A 21551-nucleotide genomic window follows, 5' to 3' on the forward strand; every position below is an offset into this window, starting at 1 on the left:
GAAAACAATAATATCCTGAGCCTTCTTAACTCCTTGTTTTAGAAGGTTAAGTAAAAACAAAACTGTAAATTTTTTGTAAGAAATAGATTTAAAAAAATTGTGGTTTTAAGCGATAAGTTTTTGATAGTCAATAAAGAAGCAATAGAGTTTGGTATTGTGAGCAAGGATGAATAAGAGCGAAAAAGTAATGGCTCAGAAGCAAGAAATCAGAGAAAATAGAAATATGGTCATAAGGACAGAATAGTATCAGAACCCATGTAGGATTTTAAGTGGTAAATAGTCTGCTCTACAGCGACACGTTTTTTGTAGAGGTCTAAAAACTCTTGAGAATTTCTGTTTATACATAGGAAAGAGCGAAAATCGTCAGGGTAAGTGTAAACTATTGCCCCTGATTTAGAGGTAGTACAAGGTTGAGGGCAAGAGCAGATGCGTTTGCCATCTTTGTATTGTGACATAGGGCAAGTCCATTTAAGGCGCAAAGAGCGATTTTTACCCTGACATTTGCCTTCAGGTTTAAAAGGTTGATTGAACTTTTTACAAGAAGAAGCACCATCCTCAGAAATAACGATATTAGGGTCTGATGTAGGTATAGTATTTTTAGAAGTTCTTGTATTCAGAAGGATAACGATTTTGGAGAAGTTAAAGGTATTTTTTAAAGTGGAGTATATGTTGTGGGAATCCAAAGCACTGTCAGCGATTGATGGTAGAGAAATTATTGGGGATGTAGGAGAATAGAGTTTTGAGCGAAGGAATTAAAGCGGCAGAAGTCGGAGATAGCTTTTGCTTCTTGTTTGTCCGAGGAAGCAGAATCATAGTTAAATAGAGGAACTAAAGCTAAAGGGATACCAAGAGCATTTGTAATGACAGCAAATTTCAAAGCCCAGCAGAAATGGCCATTTGTGAACATAAGGCGGATGTTAGGATTAGCGTTAGCACTTTTAGGCAAAGAAGAATAGACAGCAGAAGTAGATTTTGTCAGAAGACAGCTGCGGGTTAGCTTTTGAGGTATTTTTCAGCAGTAGATGAATGAATTTAGGGTTATTTTCACGAACCTTTGGAACAATACCAGTTGTGTCGAAGATTAAGATTGAAGAATCTTGGGGGCATTGTTGGAGAGAAATATTGTGTGCATGGATAGAGATATTTTGAAAGAGTTTATGGATTTCACTGTTAAATAGTTTTCTGAAGCGAGAGAAAGTAGAAATAGAGGGGACATTGCCATTTATTAAGTTACAAAATAAACGGAGTTCATAAGTGTTAAGAAGAACAGTGCGAAGCTGTGTAAGGGTATTTAGTTTGAGTAATTTTTGGACAAGGAAGCACAGAAGCATAGATTCTAAGGAGAAGTATCTATGCTTGCCAAAGTGTTTATAGTAAGCATTGTAGAAAGAAGAAGGTATGTAGTTTGACAAGTCGATGAATTTATTGAACAAGCCCAAGAGGGTATCAAGAGTTGTTAAGAAACCAAAGCCTTTAGGTGGGAGAATAAATCTAAAAATGAAAGTTGTTTAGGTTTGGTGTTGAACATTTTGGAACCCTCCTCATAGTAGAAGATTTGTTTTATATAATCATATTTTACTACAATTATGAGGAGGGTGACCAGACTTTTTTGATTCTATGTAAAGCTTGATAACGCTCGTCTTGAGCGTTTTTGCAAAAAGCTAATAAAGGTTAGAAATAAATTACACAATTTTGTAATCATTTGATAATATGAATTATAAAAATTATGGTTATAATGAAAGTATCACAATTAAAATAAATTTAAGAAAGGGGTTCAGAGGAGGATGAAATTATTTAAAAAGCGTCTTTTGCTGATATGTGTAATGTTGGTTTTTGCTATAGTACAAATTTTTTCTGCAATTGCTTTTGCGCAAGGCACATCAAATCCTATTTTTTCTGACCTTCCTCAAAATCACTGGGCTTATAACGCTGTAAAATTTATGGTAGAAAGAGGAATTATAACAGGTTATCCAGACAACACGTTCAGACCAAATAATCCAGTCACAAGGGCAGAGTTTGCAAGGATTATGGTAATTGGGTTAAATCTTCCTATCAAGGTTACAGACAATCCATCATTTAAAGATGTGCCAAAAGAACATTGGGCATATCCTTATGTAGAGACAGCAAAATATTATTTAACAGGTTTTAGAACTCAAAATGGAGATTATTTTAAACCATCTGACTATGCTGTAAGAGAAGATATGGCAGTTGCACTTGTAAAAGCCAAAGGGTTGCAAAACGAAAATGTTGATATGAACATCTTAAATAATTATGTTGACAAAGAACAAATATCAAAAAACCTTGCTAAATATGTTGCAATTGCAATTGCAAAGGGTATCATGGTAGGAACTCAAATTCCGAATTCAAATCAATATAAGTTTGATCCGCAAGGAATTCTTACTCGTGCTCAGGCAGCAATGCTACTGTACAATATTTTGAATACCCAATTAATCGAAGAAAAGATTACCTATGATGATAATTCTTCAACAGGTTCTAATCAGCAAAATAATTATCCTGTACCTAATGTCACTGCTTATACAAAGGGTGATAAGGTTGTACTTGTTTGGAATAGAATAAATGATAAAAAATTTAAAGGATATGCAATTGTTATCTCAAAAAACAATAGCCAACCCGGATATCCGCAAGATGGTTATCTTACAATCTTATCTGACAGAAATGCCAATTATATAGAAATTGGAGTAAACTCAAAATATAACAATGGCGATTTTGGAGCTTATATAAAGAGCGGAGAAGAGTATTATTTCAGTGTTACAGCAATCTATGAAGGAAATGTCAATGTAAAAGGCAATGCTGTAAAAATGAGAATGCCAATTATACCAAATTATTTTGAAAAACCATCTGTAAAGTATGAATATAAAGACAATAAATTTGTTTTAAGCTGGCAAAAGATAGACGATTCCCGACTCGTAGGATATTGGATTGTGATATCCAAAAAGAGTAAAGAACCTAAATATCCTGACAATGGTTATCTTGTTTTTATCAATGACAAAAATACAACTCAGATTGTTATTGACAACACAATTCCTTACAAAAGTGGAGATTTCGGTGAGTATTTAAAAGATGGTGAAGAATATTATTTTAGTGTAACAGCTCAGTATCAGGACAGGGTTGTCCCTGGGAATAGCATCAAGGCCATTTATTATTCTAATTTGGAGATTGCAAAATTAAGACCAAAATTGCAGGCAAAAACAGTAAGATGGAGGGGACAGTGGTATATAAACTTAAGATGGGACAAAATTGATAGCGATAAGCTTCAAGGATATAAAGTTGTAGTATCTGAGAAAAACTCAACACCCGACTTAAATAAAGATGGGTTACTGGCAGTAATATCAGATAAAAACGTTACTTCTGTAAATATCAAAGCAAAAGATAAGTATTTACTAAATGGAGAATATAAGGAACTCAAAAGAGGACATTACTATTACTTTACAGTTTATGCCATTTACTCTGATAGAGTAGTAGGTGGCAATGTAATTAGAATAAAGATACCATAAGAAGCTAAAGGGGCATTCCACAAAATGGTTTGCCCCTCATTTATATTTTTTTCTGGCAACTATTTTATTTTCTCCAGTCTTTCCTTTACACTTTTCAAATCCCTGTAAAAATCCTCTCTTTTGCCTGGGTCTCTTAAAAGTGCCGCTGGATGGTATGTAGCCATAATCCAAAATCCACCTTTTTCAAACCACTTTCCCCTGTCTTGAGTGATTTTAAGGTCTTTTCCAAGAATATATTTCATAGCTGTTGCACCAAGACAGACAATTATTTTTGGGGAGATAAGTTTTATCTGAGCTCTCAAAAAAGGCAAGCAGTTTTGCGCCTCTACCTCTGTTGGAACGCGGTTGTTTGGGGGTCTACACTTTAAAATGTTGCAGATATAAAAATCTTTTTCTCTTGAAAGCTCTAAAGAAGTCAAAGCCAAGTCCAAAAACTTTCCTGCTCTTCCTACAAACGGTTTGCCTTGCTTGTCTTCTTCTTCACCCGGAGCTTCACCAACAAACACAAGCTTTGCATTTTTGTTCCCATCACCCACAACAACGTTTGTGCGATTTTTGGAAATAGGGCACTTTTCGCACAAAAGACACGCACTTTCAAGCTCTTCCCATGTAAGCATACCTTTTCACCACGTCTTTGAAAATTTCCAAAGCTTTATCTATGTGAGTTTTTTGAACAATCAAAGGTGGAGCAAATCGTATTACATTGCCTCCACCACAGCTACTAGTCAAAAGTCCAGCTAACGCTAATTCTTTTACAAGATCTTTTACCGGGAAGGAAAATTCAACACCTATTAAAAGACCTAAACCTCTCACATCTGTTATAAAATCAAATTCTTTTTTTAGCTCAAGAAGTTTTTGTTTTAAGTATGTGCTCATTTTATTTACATTTTCAATTATATTTTCTTCTTCGATTATCTTCAATACTTCTAAAGCTGCTCTTGTTGCAAGCAAATTTCCACCAAAAGTTGAACCGTGCTCCCCTGGTTCAAATGTGGCAACCTCTTTTTTGCAAAGCATAGCTCCAATCGGCACACCATTTCCAAGCCCTTTTGCAAGAGTAATTATATCAGGTGTTATATCATACTGCTCAAAACCAAAAAGACTTCCGCACCTTCCAATTCCTGTTTGAATCTCGTCAATTACAAACAAGAGCCCATGTTCTTTGCAAAGGCTATAAAGCTTTTGTACAAATTCTTTTGAAAGTACCTTTATTCCGCCCTCTGCCTGAACAAGCTCAATCATAACCGCTGCTGTTTTGTCGTCTATAGCATTTTTTATCTTTTCAATGTCTGCTTCAACGTTTATAAATCCTTCTGGCATTGGTTCAAAGGGCTTTTGATACTTTTTTTGACCTGTTGCAGCAGTTGTTGCAAGAGTTCTTCCATGGAACGAATTTTCAAGTGTGATGATTTTATATTTAGAAAGCCCTTTTTTATAAAAATAATTTCTCACAAGCTTTATTGCAGCCTCGTTTGCCTCAGCCCCAGAGTTACAGAAAAATACTTTGTCAAATTTAGAAACTTCAGCAAGTTTTTTTGCCAAAAGTGCTTGAGGTTCAATATAAAACAGGCTTGATGTGTGTATAAGCTTTTCAATCTGTTCTTTCAGGGCAGCAACAAATTTTGGGTGGCTGTGCCCCAAATTGCACACAGAAATTCCAGAAATAAAATCAAGATATTCTTTATTTTGGCTGTCATAAAGAATGCATCCTTCTCCTCTTACAAATGCAAGTGGTATTCGACTGCCAAAAACGTTGACATAGTACTGTGAATCATAAGAGATTATCTCATCTAACTTCATTGTTTTGGTCCCTCACTCAAATGTTTTTAATAATTATACATCAACATTTATATTTATTCAACATCAGCTGACTTTTTGCCTTTGAAGATTTTATAGACAACATAACCCACAATTGCAGCAATTATTAGGGCTAATATAAGATAATCAAAACCTTTTAAATGCTCTTCAATTGACTTCCAATTATCTCCAAGTTTTTTGCCAAGATACACAAAAAGGAAGCACCATGGGAATGAACCAAGGATTGTATAAAAGCAAAACTTTGCAAAATTCATCTTTGCAATTCCAGCAGGAAGTGAGATGAATGTTCTTATAATAGGCAGAAGTCTGCTTAAAAATATAGTAATTTCCCCTCTTTTTTGAAAGAATTTTTCTGCTCTTTCGAAATCGTGCTTTGAGATAAAAAAGTATTTACCGTACTTGAGTATAAATGGCCTTCCGCCAAAATACCCTATTACATAGGCTATTACAGATCCTGCTAAACATCCCATGGTTGCAACAATGGTCATGGAAAGTACACTTCCAATTCCTTTGTATACAAGATACCCACCAAGTGGCAGGATGACTTCAGAGGGTATTGGAATGCAGGCAGACTCGAGCGTCATTCCTATGAATATGCCTGAATGACCAAACTGAGAGAGGTATTCAGCAATTGAGATAAATATTTGTTTTATAAACTCCATTTTTTCTTCCTCCAGAATTCTTTCATATAGTATTTTGAAATTAAATATCATGTAATTTGAGAGATATGTGTAGGTAAGGAGAACCATCCTACATGGGAAAAATTTTTGCAATTGTTTCTACAATCTTAGGGTCAATAATAGGTGCTGGTTTTTCTACCGGTCAGGAGGTTTTCTATTTTTTCTCTCAGTTCAAAGAAACAAGCATTTTTTATATTAGCCTTTCTTCCATTTTGATATTTCTTATTTTGCTTTATCTTATAAACATCAAAATTAAGAACAGAATAATTTTAATTATTTTCAAATATTACATATTACTCTTTTCTATAATCACATTAATAGTTATGTTTTCAGCATTTGGTCAGTTAGGAAAAGAATTTTTGGGAGCAAATAGATATATGTTTACTTTGCTTTGTTTTGTCTTGAGCATTGCAATTTTTAAACATGGTTTACTGGCAGTTATAAATATAAATAAAGTTGTGGTTAGCATTTTAACTACAACCATTATTTTAATTTTTCTAAGATTTGTACATAAAAGTGAATTAGTTTTTCAATTTGAAAGTTTACAATATATTTTTCCCAAAAATATTTTTAAACACTTTATCTTTCCTGTCCTTTACTCTACTTATAACTCACTAATTGCTTTTCCTGTAATAGATAGTCTCAAAAAAAGATTTAGCAAAAAGGAAATAAAAATATCAATAATAATATCATCAATACTAATTTTTTTGTTACTGAGTATTATAAACACATTGTTACTTTCAACGGGGAGTATTCAAATCTCCCAGATGCCTCTTTTGAAAGTTGAAAAGAATACTATTTTGCAGTATGTCCTTGTTACTTGTGCATTTTTAGAAATACTCACAACTACTCTTGCAAACTACATAGGGCTTTCTTATTCTATCAAAAATCCAAAAGTTGAATTTGCGATTATCATCGTTTCGCTTATTTTAGGTTTTAATGAGTTTCAGGATCTGCTGAGAAAACTTTATTCTCTCATGGGATATATAGGCCTTGGCATTATAGCAATGCTGAGCTTATCTACACTGCTCTTAAAAGATAGAAAGCTAAAATGACTGCAGCTAAGAAAAATCTATAATATGCAAAGATTTTAAAACCACTTTTTTTGACAATACCAAGCAAAAAATGAATTGCCAGAAAACCTACAACTGCCGATGTAAAAAAGCCAATTGCAAAGTTGGAAAACTCAGCAGACACATGATTGATGTTTTTTAAAAGCGACACAGCTCCTGCACCAAGTATAATAGGTGCTGACATCAAGAACGAAAATTTAGCTGCAGCTTCTTTTTTAAGACCAAGCAAAAGTCCTGTTGTCATTGTTATGCCAGATCGCGAAATTCCGGGGAAAAGAGCAAACGCCTGTGAGACACCAATTAAAGCTGCTTGCAACACATTCATCTTTGAAAGTTCCACTTTGTTTTTTGCGATTGAATCTACATAGTATAGTATGAATCCAAATACTGCAAGCACAATTGCAATCAAAAGATATTGTTTTCTAAAAACTTCTTCTACAATATTTTCAAAAAAGTATCCAAAAAGTGCACCCGGAATTGTTGCAACTATTATGAACCAAAGCAATTTTCCTTTTTCTGACTTTGGCTTTGCAATTCCTTGTACCACGATATCCAAGTAATCCTTCCAAAAATATACAAGTACCGCCAAGAGTGTTCCAAGATGCAAAGCAACATCAAATACAAGAGAGTGTTCTTTCCAGCCAAAAAGCCATGGGAAGATTATCAGGTGTGCAGAGCTTGAAATTGGCAAGAATTCTCCAAGCCCCTGCAATATTCCTAAGAAGATTGCTTGAAATGTTGTCAAAAGCCATACCCTCCTCTGTTTAAAAAAGTCTTAGACTAATCTATTATATCAAAAATATGTAATATGAAAAATTAAAATTCTACGAGAATTTGGTATAATAAAAGGGTATTAAACTTTATTCTTGTTAAGGAGCTGAGAACTAAAAGATGCTTGTACTTGGGATCGAGACATCATGCGATGAAACTTCTGCTGCAATTGTAGAAGATGGAAGAAAGGTTCTGTCAAATGTAATATACTCCCAGATAGATATTCATTATCAATTTGGTGGCGTTGTTCCAGAAATAGCTTCTCGCAAGCATGTTGAAAAAATTTCATACGTTGTTGATATGGCGTTCAAACAGGCAGGTTTGACTATAGACGACATTGATGGTATTGCTGCAACGTACGGACCTGGTCTTGTAGGTTCGCTTCTTGTTGGACTTTCTTTTGCAAAGGCATTAAGCTATGCCAGAAAACTTCCGTTTATTGCTGTGAATCACATTGAAGGGCATATTTATGCCAATTTTATAACATACCCTCAACTTACTCCACCACTAATTGTTCTTGTAGTCTCTGGAGGGCATACTAATCTAATTATTTTTAGAGATTTTGATGAATATGAAGTGGTTGGAAAAACAAGAGATGATGCGGCAGGCGAGGCTTTTGATAAGATTGCAAGGTATTTAGGGCTTGGATATCCGGGCGGTCCTGCCATAGACAAAATCGCAAAGCAAGGTGATGAGAACAAATACAAATATCCTGTTGCTGATGTTGATGGATACAATTTTAGCTTCAGCGGATTAAAATCTGCCGTGATAAACCATGTTCATGGGCTTTGGCAGGGGGGCGAAGAATTTAAAATAGAAGATGTTGCTGCGTCATTTCAAAAAACAGTTGTGAGCATACTTGTTGAAAAAACAATCAATCTTTCACTTGAGACAAATATAAGAAAAATAGCAGTTGCCGGTGGCGTTGCTGCAAACTCAAGGCTAAGAAACGAATTTTATAAAAGGTGTGCTGAGCACAATATTGAATTTTTTGTGCCTGACTTTAAGTACTGTACAGACAATGCAGCTATGATTGCTTCGTGTGGATACTTTAAGCTGCAAAAAGGAATAATATCATCTTACTGTGAAAATGCTGTCCCTTATATAAATCTTTTAAGCAAAAAAAGTTAATAGTTAATTACATCAATAATTTCCCTTTTATAATCTTGAGAAAGGTCCACAAAATAAGGAATGAGTACAGGTGGACCTTCTTTTCTTGCAACAACCTTCACGATTGGTCTTGTCTTGTTGAAAGGATTTTCTTCGTACACAATTGCAATCTCGCCAGTATTTAGAACAACAAAGCAACCCACCGGATATTTAACTACCATCTTTAAAAACTTTTGGACAATATCTTTGTCAAAATGAATACCCGAATATTTTGTAAGATAATCTGCCGCCTTTGTTGGCACTATTTTCTTTTTATACACTCTGTCTGCTGTAAGCGCATCGTAAACATCTGCCACTGCCACAATTTTGGCAAATAGTGGTATTTTATCACCTTTTAGTTTGAGAGGATATCCAGAACCATCAAGTCTTTCGTGATGCAAAAGTGCTACTTCTGCAACTTGTTCAGAAATACCATCCATGTTTTTTACAATTTGATATCCATATATAGTATGTTTTTTCATTTCTTCAAACTCTTCATCAGTAAGCTTTGCAGGTTTATTTAATATTTCATGGGGAATCTTCATCTTGCCAAAATCATGCAGAAGTGCTGCCAAAGCCAAATCTTCTATTTGTTTTCTGTCAAGTTCTAAAAGCTTTCCAATTATAGCAGCAAAAATGCTCACATCAACAGAGTGGAAATATGTATAGTTGTCGACATCTCTAAATCCAACTATTCTCAAGAACACATCCTCTTCTTCAATTATTTGCCCTACAATGTCGTTTACTATTTCTTTTGCAACAAATGGGTCAACAACTTCTCCTGCCTTTGCAGACAGCATCAGGTCCTGAATGGCAACAAAGGTTTCATGATAAATAACCTCTTCTTTCACATAACTTTCAGCTTTTTCATCTTCCACATAGACGCTGTCAATGTTGTGTTCTCTCAACTTTTGAATAAATGAAGGTTTTATGATAAACCCTTCTGGAAGCAAAAGCTTGCCGTTTTCAGTAAACACATCCCGCGCAAGTTTCATACCTTCTTCGAGCTTATCAACTGTCACTTTTTTCATGTGATTTTAAAACCCCTTTATTTTTTAAAATCAGATTAAAAAGTATCCTATTTAAAATTTTACAGCAACATTTTTTGCCACGTCAATAAGATTTATATATTTTAACTCATTTTAAACTTCTGCTAAACATACCTTTTCAAATTTTTTCTGAAAAGATTAGCAAAGTAGCAAAAGGATTTTTAAAATCATTGTAGAATATCTTATTTATCGTACACAAATTTAAATCTTTTAAGTTACAAGGGGGAATGCCTGTATGAAAGATTATGCTCCGCAGTATATAAAGAATGTGGTTTTACTTGGTCACGGGGGGGATGGAAAAACAATCCTCACAGAGAGTATGTTGTTTGCCGCAAAATGTATAGACAGAATGGGAAGGATAGAAGATGGTACAACAACATCAGATTTTGACCCTGAAGAGATAAAAAGGCGAATCTCAATTTCAATGACAGTAGAACCTCTTGAGTGGCAGAACTACAAGATAAACATTCTTGACACACCGGGATACTTTGACTTTGTTGGAGAGGTATGTGAAGCATTGCATATAGCTGACTCTGCAGTGTTGGTGATCGGTGCAAAAACAGGTGTGCAGGTTGGGTCTGAGAAGGCATGGGAGCTTGCTCAAAAACATAGTCTTCCGGTGCTTATATTTGTTAACAAGATGGATGAGGAAAATGCCAATTTTGATAAAGTAGTGGATAAAATTAAGCAAGTGTTAACGCCAAAGGCAATCCCAATTCAGTATCCGATAGTCGAAAATGGAAGGTTTGTTGGTTTTGTTGATGTGATTTCAAAAAGAGCTTATAGGTATGAAGATAACACCGCAAAGGAAATAGAAATTCCTAGCGGGTTGAGTGATAAAATTGAAGAGATAAGAAATAGTCTTATTGAGGATTCGGTCGAAAATGATGAAAATCTGATGGAAAAATATTTTGCAGGCGAAGAAATCTCTGAGGATGAAATCTACAGGGGACTTAGCGAAGGGGTAAAACAAAGGTCGGTCTTTCCGATATTGTGCGGATGTGCTACAAAGGGTCTTGGTGTTAAAGAACTTTTGGACAGCATCTCAAGACTCTTGCCGACAGCTAATGAAAAGCAGTATAAAGCAAAGGATACGAAAAATGGAAATGAATTAAATATAAAAGTTGATAAAAACCAACCTGTCTGTGCTTTTGTATTCAAAACAGTTGCTGACCCGTTTGTTGGTAGAATTTCATATCTTAAAGTGGTAAGCGGTGTTTTAAAGCCGGAGATGACCTTGCTTAATACCATGTCAGAAAAGCCTGAAAAGATTTCACAAATCTTTATGATAAGAGGCAAAAAACAGATTCCTGTATCTGAGCTTGTGGCAGGTGACATTGGTGTTGTGACAAAGCTACAATCTACTTTGACAAACTCCACCCTGTGCGAACAGTCAAAACCTGTCAAGCTTCAAGAGATTGATTTTCCACGTCCATGGCTAATGCTTGCAATTGAACCAAAGACAAAAGGCGATGAGGAAAAGATTTCAAATGGTCTTCACAGGCTTATGGAAGAGGACCTCACTTTCAGGATAGAAAAGAACAATGAGACTGGTCAAAACATCATCTATGGTATTGGTGAGATGCACATAGATGTGATCGTCAGCAAGCTTAAAAACAAGTTTGGTGTCTCAGTTGTCTTGTCTGACCCAAAAGTTCCTTATAGAGAAACTATCAGAAAAAAGGTAAAGAGCGAAGGAAAGTACAAAAAACAAACAGGTGGACATGGCCAGTACGGGCATGTGTTTATTGAATTTGAACCAAGCCCGGAAGAAGACTTAGTTTTTGAAGAGAAGATATTTGGTGGTGCTGTTCCAAAACAGTACATTCCTGCTGTTGAAAAGGGACTGAGAGAGTGTATTAAAAAGGGTGTGCTTGCAGGCTATCCTGTTATGAATTTGAAAGCTACCTTGGTTGATGGATCATACCATCCGGTTGACTCTTCAGAGCTTGCGTTCAAAGTTGCAACATCTTTAGCCTTCAAAAAAGGTCTTGCGCAGGCAAACCCGGTGCTTTTAGAGCCTATCATGAGTGTGAAGGTTGTAGTTCCACAAGACTATACAGGTGATATTATGGGTGATTTGAATAGGCGAAGAGGAAGAGTTCTGGGTATGCAGCCGCTTGACAATCACTTAGAAGAGATCTTGGCAGAGGTTCCTCTTGCTGAGATGTTCAAATACGCAACAGACCTCAGGTCCATGACACAGGGAAGAGGATATTTTTCCATGGAGTTTGCAAGGTATGAAGAGGTTCCAAGCCATATTGCCCAAAAGGTAATAGAGGCAGCTAAAGCTTCATTGCAGGAGGAAGAAGAGGAGTAAAAAAATTTTTAATTTGCTATTTACAAAATGCTAAAATGGGGTTATAATTAAGAAGACGTTAGTTGTTCGGCAAAAGAACAATGGGCGTCAGAAAAATCTAAATCCATGAAGTGAGGGGAATTTTAGAATGTATCAAGACAAGGTTTTAGTTTGCAAGGATTGCGGAAGAGAGTTTGTGTTCACAGCAGGTGAACAGGAATTTTACGCGCAGAAGGGGTTCAAGAACGAACCAACAAGATGTAAAGAGTGCAGAGACCAGAGAAAGGCTATGCAAAGAAGAGAAGGAAGACAAACCCAAAGACGCGAACTTTACGATGCAGTGTGCAGCGCTTGTGGGAAAGAGACAAAGGTTCCGTTCAGACCCAGAAACGACAGACCCATATACTGCAGTGATTGTTTTTCCAAGATAAAGGCTGCAAGATAACCGCTGCAGGTTTTAAATAAAATGGGGAGATTAAAAGCCGCATCAGTGTGATGCGGCTTTTGTTTTAAACTGAATGGGTTTTTGTATCCTGTCAATTGTTTCAAATCTGTATCCCTGTTTTTTGAAAGTTCTGATTATACTTGGCAGAGCTTCTATTACATTCTTTTTAGAAGAGCTGTCATGCATTAAAAGTACAACTTCATTTTTTTTATTAGCTGTCGAAGTTGTAATTTTTAAGATTTGATTTGGTGTAAGATTTTCATGATTTCTAATTGAGTCGCCAGTAATTGCGTTCCAATCGATATATACTATACCATTTGCATCAAGAAATTTTTTAATTTGAGGTGAAACTCTGCTTAAAGACCCCCCAGGAAATCTATAATATTTGGGTTCTACTCCTATAATTTTATATATAGTAGCTTGTGCCTTTTTGAAGTCCTCAACAAAATGTTTAAAATCTTTATATATGCTATTATACTTATGGGAATATGAATGATTTCCTATCAAATGACCTTTCTGATAAATTTCTTTTAAGTATTGTGGATATTTTATACAGTTTACACCTACAACAAAAAATGTAGCTTTAACTTTTTCCTTTTCCAAAATTTCGAGTATAGAAGGGGTGACAGGTGATGGACCATCATCAATAGTAAGATAAATAATTTTTTCATTTTTTTCCTGCTTTTCAACTTGTACATCTTTATTTTGAGTATGAAGAAGATTTTTACTTTTATCATTTTTATTTAGACTGAGATTGGCTGAATTTTGATTATGTGAAGGTTTTGGTTTTTCAAAAATCTTAAGTCTCTCTTCTTGAATGTAGTTGTGATTTTGTTTTAAAATTATAGCTGAGAAAAAGTTTTTGCTAATATGCATGGATAAGAAGAAGGAAAATAACGCCAAAACTATCAAAGAGGTTACAAATACTAACTTTTTGAGGTTCAACCTTTTTTCTTACCTCTCAAACAAGCATTTTATACAAATGATTATAATATATTTGTTACATCTTAACAACAAGAAATATATTGCATTTTAAAGAAAAATGTTTTAAAATATATTTGCAAGGTCAAAGATAGTCAAAGTCAGCAAAGGTTAAAGCGGGGTGGAATTTTTATGCCAAGGCTTTCTGACATCATTGAGGAGTTCATAAAACAACTTATTGAAAAAAAAGATGGTGAGGTTGAGATTCAAAGAAATGAACTTGCAAACTTTTTCAACTGTGCACCATCTCAGATAAATTATGTGCTTTCCACCAGGTTTACTATTGAAAGAGGATATTACATTGAAAGTAAACGTGGTGGTGGCGGGTCTATTAGAATTGTAAAGGTCAAGTTTGAAAATTCTTCTAATCTTCTTGAAAATATTTTGAACAATATAAACTCACCTGTAAGCCAGCATCAGGCAAACGAAATTGTTGAGTGTTTACTTGAAAATGGTGTGATATCAAAAAGAGAAGCAAATATAATGAAAGCTGCGCTCAATGACAAGACAATACCTGTGAACCAGCCGTTGAAAGATACGCTTAGAATGTTAATTCTAAAAGCAATGATAATTTCTCTTATGAATGGGTAATATTTAAATGTGAAGAAGCTTTTCTTTTTAAAGGACGGTGAGATATCGTGCTTTGCGAAAATTGTGGGAAAAGACCAGCAACTGTACACTATACCCAGATTATAAACGGAGTTAAAACCGAGATGCATCTTTGCGAAGTATGTGCAAAGCAAAAAGGCAGTATAGAGTTCGATGCACCATTTTCTGTAACAAACTTTTTGGCAGGAATACTGGAGCCAGCTTTTGGAACCCAGGTTTTGAAACCCTCTTTCGAAATGCAGCTTACATGCAAGGGTTGTGGTATGACGTTTGACGAGTTTAGAAGAGCTGGCAGGTTTGGTTGTGCTATGTGTTACAGCTCCTTTTCAGAAAAACTCTATCCCATTTTTCGCAGAATTCATGGTAATACCAAGCATGTGGGTAAAATTCCTACCAAGATGGGTGAAGACATAGCAATAAAAAGGGAAATAGACAGACTCAAAATAGAGCTCAATGTGGCTATAAAGAATGAGGAATATGAAAAAGCTGCACAGATTAGAGATAAGATAAGAGAGCTTGAAAAAAAGCTTTCACGGGAGTGATTTTTCAAGATGAGTGATATTGTTATTACAAGCAGAATAAGACTTGCAAGGAATCTTTCTGATGTGCCTTTTACCATAAAGATGAATGACTATGATGCCTCAAATGTTATAGACAGGGTAAGGGATGTAATCTTAAAAAACAAACAGTATCATTTTGAGTTTTTTGAGATAAAAAAGCTACCTCTTATAAAACGGCAGGTGTTAATAGAAAAACATTTAATATCACCCGCACTTGCATCATCAAAAATAAAAAGTGCTGTGGCAATTGACCAAAATGAGAATATCAGCATTATGATAAATGAAGAGGACCATTTAAGAATTCAGGTTCTTTATAGGGGACAGCAGATACAAAAAGCATGGGAAGATGCAAACAGGATTGACGACTTTTTGGAACAGCATCTTTCTTATGCCTATGACGAAACATGGGGGTATCTTACTTCATGTCCCACAAATGTTGGAACTGGTTTGAGAGCATCTTTTATGCTTCATCTTCCTGCTTTGACACTTTTGGGATACATGAAAGGAATAATTGACACAATAACAAAGCTGGGGATTGCAGTGAGAGGATTTTATGGTGAGGGAAGCGAGGCAGCAGGAAATCTTTATCAAATTTCTAATCAGATTACCTTAGGCCAGCCTGAAGAAGACATTATAGCAAATGTGGTTTCAATTACAAACCAGATAATAGAGCAGGAACAGCAGGCAAGATTGAAGCTTTTGAGCGAAAACAGAGCTTTTGTCGAAGACAAGGTCTACAGAGCATATGGAATTTTAAAATATGCAAGGAATATCTCTTCAAACGAAGCTTTAAAGCTCATATCTGATGTGAGAATGGGTATCAGTATGGGTATAATTAAAGAGACAACAATTGACAGGCTGGATGTGCTTTTGAATTTAATTCAGCCAGCCATTATCCAAGACTACTTTGGCAGGGAAATGACACCAGAGGAAAGAGACATAAAAAGAGCAGAACTTATAAGAAAAATTTTAGAATAGGGAGGGAAGAATTAATATGTTTCAAGGAAGGTTTACAGAAAGAGCTGAAAAGGCAATAATGCTTGCGCAGCAGGCTGCTGCCGAGCTTGGCCATAACTATGTTGGAACAGAGCACTTGCTTTTGGGACTTATAAGAGAAGGTGGTGGCATTGCTGCAAGAGTTTTGCAAAGCCAGGGTGTTACTGAAGAAAAGGTTATTGATGAAATTGAAGAGCTAATTGGAAGAGGCGATTATCAGCTTCCACAGCCACCGACAGGTTTTACCCCAAGGACCAAAAGAGTGTTTGAGATTGCCTTTATGGAAGCGCGAAGACTTGGCAGCAGTTATATCAGCACAGAACATATCCTGCTTGCGATAATGAGAGAAGGAGAAAGTGTTGCTGTCAGGATTTTAATGGACCTTGGTGTTGACCCGCAGAGACTTTTTGAAGAGATAATGAAGCTTTTGAATGAGGACGCAAAAAATGTTGGTGGGGTATCTCCGCAGCAGCAGATCAATTTCCAAACACAGAACACTCCAACGCTAAATCAGTTTAGTAGGGACCTTACACAGCTTGCGCTCGAGGGCAAAATTGACCCTGTAATTGGCCGTGAGAAGGAGATAGAGAGAGTTATTCAAATTTTGTCAAGAAGAACAAAGAACAATCCGTGCTTGATTGGTGAGCCGGGGGTTGGTAAGACTGCCATTGTTGAAGGGCTTGCACAAAAGATTGTTGAGGGAAATGTTCCTGAACTTTTGAGAAATAAAAGAGTTGTGGCTTTAGACCTTTCCGCTATGGTTGCAGGGTCAAAATTCAGAGGAGAGTTTGAAGAAAGGCTCAAAAAAGCTATGGAAGAGGTTAGAAAAGCAGGAAATGTAATTCTATTTATTGATGAGATGCACACCATAATTGGTGCTGGTGCAGCAGAAGGTGCAATTGATGCGTCAAACATCTTAAAACCTGCTCTTGCACGCGGTGAGATACAGGTAATTGGTGCAACTACACTTGATGAGTACAGAAAACACATAGAAAAAGATGCTGCACTTGAGCGAAGATTCCAACCAATTTTGGTTGGTGAGCCAACACCTGAAGAGGCTATACAGATTTTAAAAGGTCTTAGAGACAAATACGAAGCTCATCATGGTGTAAAGATAACTGATGAGGCTATAAAAGCTGCTGTTGAGCTGTCTACTAAATATATTACAGATAGATACTTGCCGGACAAAGCAATTGACCTTATTGATGAAGCAGCATCAAGAGTGAGACTCAGAATGTACACACTGCCACCGCATGTTAAGGAGTTTGAAGAGAAGATTGAAAAGCTTGAAAAAGAAAAGGAAGAGGCTATAAGACTTCAGGAGTACGAAAAAGCTGCAAAGATAAGAGATGAAATAATGAAACTTCGCCAAGAGCTTGAAAAGATAAAAAATTCATGGACAAATGATCAGCAAAAGACACAGCCAATTGTTACAGAAGATGATATAGCGTACATTGTATCAAGCTGGACAGGGATTCCGGTAAATAAACTTACCGAAGATGAATCTGAAAGACTTTTAAAGCTTGAAGAGGTTTTGCACAGACGAGTTGTTGGTCAGGATGAGGCTGTTAAAGCTGTTGCAAGGGCTATAAGACGAGGAAGAGTTGGTCTCAAAGACCCGAAAAGACCAATTGGTTCATTTATCTTCCTTGGACCTACTGGTGTAGGTAAAACAGAGCTTGCAAGGGCTTTAGCAGAAGCACTGTTTGGCACAGAGGATGCTATGATAAGAATCGACATGTCGGAGTATATGGAAAAGTTCAATGTGTCAAAGCTCATTGGTTCGCCTCCAGGTTATGTCGGATATGAAGAAGGTGGCCAGCTTACCGAAAAGGTCAGAAGAAGACCGTACTCTGTTGTGCTGTTCGATGAGATAGAAAAAGCGCACCCTGATGTTTTTAACCTGCTTTTGCAGATACTTGACGATGGAAGGCTCACAGACTCTCAGGGAAGAACGGTAAGCTTTAGAAACACTGTTATCATCATGACATCTAACATAGGAGCAAACCTCATCACAAACCCTAAAAAGTTAGGATTTTCAACTTCAGAAGATGAAAAACAAAGAACATATGAGAGAATAAAGGAAAATGTCATGGCAGAGCTTAAGAAAACTTTCAGACCAGAGTTTTTGAACAGAATTGATGAAATTATAGTCTTCCATCCGCTTGATGAAGAGGATGTTAAAAAGATTGTAGAAATAATGCTCAAAAATCTACAGGAAAGGATAAAAGCAAGCGAGTACTATGCAGAGTTTACTCCTTCCTTAGTTGAAGCAATTGCTAAAAAAGGATTTGACCCTGTATTTGGTGCAAGACCGTTAAAGCGAGCAATCCAGAGTATGGTAGAAGATAAGATTTCCGAGGCTATCTTGGAAGGGAAGATAAAACAGGGCGATGAATTTATAGTAGACTTTGTTGATGGAAATACAGAGATAATCAAAAAAGAAAAGGCATCTACATCTTCATCTGAAATGGCTCAGTCACAGTAAAAATTAAAGCGGGAGCAGGACTTTTGGTTTAAAGCTCCCGCTTTTTTGTGATTTATACAACCTTCTTTGGAACCATTATCTTTCTGAGCTTTGCATATCGAGGAAGGCCTCTTTCGTACTTGACTTCAACTTCACCTTCAATTAGTGGCTGGATATAATTTAAAGCGTCTTCTTTTACATAGTTGCCGTCATGAGAAATCCACGCAAGCGGGACAAGCTTTTCAGCGTTTGCAACCTTGTTCAGCTCAACAAGTTCTGTTGAACTTGAATAAGGATTGTCACTGTCGCGTTTTATTGCTACCATGTATCCACAAGCACCTTCAACCGCATACCTTACTGCCATGCGTCCAACCATGTATGCTTCCTCAACATCAGTTTTGGACATGATGTGAGCAGCACTTCGCTGTAGCACGTTGAATTGAATTGATTTTACTCTCTTTTCCACTTCTTCGCGGATGATGTTCTCTAAAACAAATGCTGCTCCGCCAAGCTGTACATGTCCAAACGCGTCTATTCCAAACTTGTGGCTCATATCAGCAATATATTTGCCTTCTTTGTCTTTAATACCTTCTGATACAACAATGGTAATCTTTCCAGTTTTCTTGTGAATATTTCTTACATCATCCAAAAACTTGTCAATGGAAAATGGAACCTCAGGGAGGTATATTAAATCTGGTGCACCTATATCTTTGGATGCCAGAGCAGATGCTGCTGCAAGCCAACCAGCATTTCTTCCCATCACTTCAATTATAGTAACAATGTTTGTCGGATACACAACTGCATCTCTTGCAATTTCCATCACAGATGTTGCAATGTACTTTGCAGCACTTCCAAAACCCGGACAGTGGTCTGTCATCACAAGGTCGTTGTCAATTGTCTTTGGAATTCCGATTATGCAGATGTCATACCCAATTTTCTGCGCGTATCGTGTAAGCTTATCAGCTGTATCCATTGAGTCGTTTCCGCCTATATAGAAAAAGTAGCGAATGTTATGCGCCTCAAATACATTAAAAATCTTGATATAGTCTTTTTCATCATGTTCAAAAGGCTTGAGCTGATACCTGCAAGAACCTAAGGCAGAGGATGGAGTTGTCTTTAAAAGTTTTAGCTCTTCAGGGTCTTCCATTCTGAGGTCATAAAGCTCTTCATCAATAAGTCCAATGATTCCATTTTTAGCACCATAAATAGCACGAATTGGGTGCTGTTTCATAGCTTCTTCAATAACACCTAAAAGCGATGCGTTGATGACAGCAGTTGGTCCTCCTGATTGCGCAACCACGCAGTTACCTTCTTTTGGCATTCAAAATCCCTCCCGTCCGTATTTTTAGTTTATCTAAATTGTTAAACATAGAAGCCATTACTCAACTTTGTTGAAGTTATCAATATTTTCAGGTGAATCAACAATGATAGTTTTAAAGTTGTCGTATATAACAAAACCTGGCTTGGATTTAGGTGGCTTTTTTACATACTTTACAAAGGTATAGTCAACCGGCACTTTTGTTGAATGCTTGGCTTTGCTAAAGTAGCTTGCAAGAAGTGCAGCTTCAACCAAGGTTGTTTGTGGGACTTCTTTGTTGTTTGTTCGAATTATAACATGAGAGCCGGGAATCTTTTGGGTGTGAAGCCAGATGTCATGGCTTGAAGCAAATCTTATGGTAAGAAAATCATTCTGTAGGTTGTTTCTTCCCACATATATGTCAAATCCATCTGAGCTGATAAAGTGGTGAGGTTTTGATTTCTGATTTTCTTTTTTCTTTTGCTGACCTGCATTTTCTGCCTGAGTTTTGATATAGCCTTCCTTTTCCAACTCCTCTTCAATACTCAAAAGGTCTTCTATCTCTTGGCTCTTTTCAAGCAGTGCTTCTAAACTTTGCAAAAATTCAAGTTCTTTTTCAATTTCAGCAATTTCATTTTTAGCATACTCTTCAGCTTTTTTAAGCTTATTGTAAAGCTTATAATACCTCTCAGCATTCTGTTTCAAATCTTTGTCTTTTTCAAGCGGAATCTTTATAGTAGATAAATCTTCACTGTAATAATCAATAACCTCAACAAAATCCTCATTTGTTTCTCTGAGCTGGTAAAGATTTGCTAAAATTAGGTCACCATATTTTCTGTACATCTCAGCATTTTTAGCCTCTTGTATTTTTTGAATGTTCTGATCATATTTTTGACTCAGCTTTTTTACATTTTGTTCTATAATCTTCTGAAGGTGTTGACGTTTTTCAATAAATACTGTATATTGTTCTTTTTTAAAATAGTATTCGTCTATACACAAATTTAGATTTGAAAAATGTTTCTTGGAGTAATCTGTGTAACATTTCAAATCGATAGCATAAAAGTCTACAACGTTTCCTCTTTCAGTATAGAGTGTTGGAAGTATCTCCCCTTTTTCGACTATACAATATAATAATTCTTTTAATGAGTCAAAAATCCTTTTAATTGTATCTACATTTTCAAGACTTTTTTCAAAAACTTGTGCACGCAAGATAACTTCATTTGCAAATTGTTTGCTAATTCCTGAAAGATTGTCGGTCAATATATTTTCTGGACTTTTATTTGAGGATTTAAAAAATGATATAAATTCATCAAATGAAACTTCAATAGGATTTTTCTTTGTCAAAACTGGCGGCAATGTGTATTTGACTCCGGGTAAAATTGGTCTTGGTGAATCTTCGAATGACAATCTTCTTATAGCATCAATAATTTTGTAGTTGGAATCTACCAAGAATATATTGCTGTGTCTCCCCATCATTTCAAATATAAGATACTTTACTTCTGTGTCACCAAGTTCACTTTTTGTTTCAAATTCTATTTGCAAAATTCTTTCTAAACCTTGCTGATAAATTCCGACAAGCCTTGCTCCGAGCAAATTCTTGCGCAAAATCATGCAAAAATTTGGAGCAACTTCTGGGTTTTTCTTTTGCCTTTCTGTGATGTATATCCTTGGCAAAGAAGGATTTGCGGAGATAATGAGTTTTTTTGTTTTTCCGAGCTTATAAACATAAAGATTGACTTCAAACTGATTTGGCTGATATATTCTTTCAACTTTACCATCTACAAGCTCCGAAATTAATTCTTTTTTAAGAGCACTTAAAACAACACCGTCAAATGGCATCTT

Annotated in this window: 17 protein-coding genes and 1 pseudogene; 9 read left to right on the forward strand and 9 right to left on the reverse strand. The window is 36.0% G+C overall.

Going from position 1 to position 21551, the window contains the following annotated elements; translation table 11 throughout:
- Window positions 1-105 precede the first annotated feature (105 nt).
- Window positions 106-1528 (reverse strand): annotated as a pseudogene (locus CALKRO_RS13295) (transposase).
- 256 nt (window positions 1529-1784) lie between these two features.
- Here CALKRO_RS13295 and CALKRO_RS04380 point away from each other — a divergent pair.
- Window positions 1785-3515, forward strand: a complete 1731-nt coding sequence (locus CALKRO_RS04380) for an S-layer homology domain-containing protein (RefSeq protein WP_013429888.1) — start codon at window positions 1785-1787, stop codon at window positions 3513-3515.
- 59 nt (window positions 3516-3574) lie between these two features.
- Here CALKRO_RS04380 and CALKRO_RS04385 read toward each other — a convergent pair whose 3' ends face one another.
- From CALKRO_RS04385 to CALKRO_RS04395, 3 genes are read right to left on the reverse strand one after another with little or no spacing between them, the layout of a single operon-like run.
- Window positions 3575-4132 carry a uracil-DNA glycosylase gene (locus CALKRO_RS04385; RefSeq protein WP_013429889.1) on the reverse strand — a complete coding sequence of 186 codons (558 nt, stop codon included), beginning with the start codon at window positions 4130-4132 and terminating at the stop codon, window positions 3575-3577.
- Entirely contained in the window at window positions 4110-5315 is a 1206-nt protein-coding gene (locus CALKRO_RS04390) for an aspartate aminotransferase family protein (RefSeq protein ID WP_013429890.1), read from the reverse strand. Before CALKRO_RS04390 ends, CALKRO_RS04385 begins: the two co-directional genes overlap by 23 nt.
- Window positions 5316-5368: 53 nt before the next feature.
- On the reverse strand, window positions 5369-5995 hold the full coding sequence (locus CALKRO_RS04395) for a DedA family protein (protein WP_013429891.1): 627 nt from the start codon (window positions 5993-5995) through the stop codon (window positions 5369-5371).
- 92 nt (window positions 5996-6087) lie between these two features.
- Here CALKRO_RS04395 and CALKRO_RS04400 point away from each other — a divergent pair, with 92 nt between their 5' ends.
- Complete coding sequence (locus tag CALKRO_RS04400; RefSeq protein WP_013429892.1) at window positions 6088-7068, forward strand: hypothetical protein; 981 nt, start codon at window positions 6088-6090, stop codon at window positions 7066-7068.
- Here CALKRO_RS04400 and uppP read toward each other — a convergent pair.
- Entirely contained in the window at window positions 7034-7831 is a 798-nt protein-coding gene (gene uppP / locus CALKRO_RS04405; protein WP_013429893.1) for an undecaprenyl-diphosphatase UppP, read from the reverse strand. The genes CALKRO_RS04400 and uppP overlap by 35 nt on opposite strands.
- Before the next feature lie 146 nt (window positions 7832-7977).
- On the opposite strand from uppP, the gene tsaD reads away from it, so the two are divergent.
- Window positions 7978-8988, forward strand: coding sequence for a tRNA (adenosine(37)-N6)-threonylcarbamoyltransferase complex transferase subunit TsaD (gene tsaD, locus CALKRO_RS04410; protein WP_013429894.1), 1011 nt, complete (start codon window positions 7978-7980; stop codon window positions 8986-8988).
- Here the strand turns inward: tsaD and CALKRO_RS04415 are convergent.
- Window positions 8985-10037: an HD-GYP domain-containing protein gene (locus tag CALKRO_RS04415; RefSeq protein WP_013429895.1), complete on the reverse strand. Its 1053-nt coding sequence runs from the start codon at window positions 10035-10037 to the stop codon at window positions 8985-8987. The genes tsaD and CALKRO_RS04415 overlap by 4 nt on opposite strands.
- Before the next feature lie 253 nt (window positions 10038-10290).
- Between CALKRO_RS04415 and fusA the strand changes: the two genes are divergently transcribed.
- Together fusA and CALKRO_RS04425 are read left to right on the forward strand one after the other, a co-directional pair.
- Window positions 10291-12375: an elongation factor G gene (gene fusA / locus CALKRO_RS04420; RefSeq protein ID WP_013429896.1), complete on the forward strand. Its 2085-nt coding sequence runs from the start codon at window positions 10291-10293 to the stop codon at window positions 12373-12375.
- 127 nt (window positions 12376-12502) lie between these two features.
- The gene (locus CALKRO_RS04425; protein WP_013290922.1) at window positions 12503-12799 is read left to right on the forward strand and encodes a zinc-ribbon domain containing protein; all 297 of its coding nucleotides are present in this window, start codon (window positions 12503-12505) and stop codon (window positions 12797-12799) included.
- A gap of 42 nt (window positions 12800-12841) precedes the next feature.
- Here the strand turns inward: CALKRO_RS04425 and CALKRO_RS04430 are convergent, their stop codons facing one another.
- Entirely contained in the window at window positions 12842-13744 is a 903-nt protein-coding gene (locus CALKRO_RS04430) for a polysaccharide deacetylase family protein (protein ID WP_013429897.1), read from the reverse strand.
- 168 nt (window positions 13745-13912) lie between these two features.
- Here CALKRO_RS04430 and CALKRO_RS04435 point away from each other — a divergent pair, with 168 nt between their 5' ends.
- From CALKRO_RS04435 to CALKRO_RS04450, 4 genes are read left to right on the forward strand one after another with little or no spacing between them, the layout of a single operon-like run.
- Window positions 13913-14371, forward strand: a complete 459-nt coding sequence (locus CALKRO_RS04435) for a CtsR family transcriptional regulator (RefSeq protein ID WP_013429898.1) — start codon at window positions 13913-13915, stop codon at window positions 14369-14371.
- 47 nt (window positions 14372-14418) lie between these two features.
- Window positions 14419-14931 carry a UvrB/UvrC motif-containing protein gene (locus CALKRO_RS04440; RefSeq protein WP_013429899.1) on the forward strand — a complete coding sequence of 171 codons (513 nt, stop codon included), beginning with the start codon at window positions 14419-14421 and terminating at the stop codon, window positions 14929-14931.
- A 9-nt stretch (window positions 14932-14940) separates the two neighbouring features.
- Window positions 14941-15927 (forward strand): protein arginine kinase, encoded by a 987-nt coding sequence (locus CALKRO_RS04445; RefSeq protein WP_013429900.1) that lies wholly within the window; start codon window positions 14941-14943, stop codon window positions 15925-15927.
- Window positions 15928-15943: 16 nt separating this feature from the next.
- Window positions 15944-18433, forward strand: coding sequence for an ATP-dependent Clp protease ATP-binding subunit (locus tag CALKRO_RS04450; RefSeq protein WP_013429901.1), 2490 nt, complete (start codon window positions 15944-15946; stop codon window positions 18431-18433).
- A 52-nt stretch (window positions 18434-18485) separates the two neighbouring features.
- Here CALKRO_RS04450 and CALKRO_RS04455 read toward each other — a convergent pair whose 3' ends face one another.
- Window positions 18486-19733, reverse strand: a complete 1248-nt coding sequence (locus tag CALKRO_RS04455; protein WP_013290916.1) for a 6-phosphofructokinase — start codon at window positions 19731-19733, stop codon at window positions 18486-18488.
- 57 nt (window positions 19734-19790) lie between these two features.
- Entirely contained in the window at window positions 19791-21548 is a 1758-nt protein-coding gene (locus tag CALKRO_RS04460; protein WP_013429902.1) for an Rqc2 family fibronectin-binding protein, read from the reverse strand.
- Window positions 21549-21551 lie beyond the last annotated feature (3 nt).

This window comes from Caldicellulosiruptor kronotskyensis 2002, from assembly GCF_000166775.1.
Taxonomy (GTDB): Bacteria; Bacillota; Thermoanaerobacteria; order Caldicellulosiruptorales; family Caldicellulosiruptoraceae; genus Caldicellulosiruptor; species Caldicellulosiruptor kronotskyensis.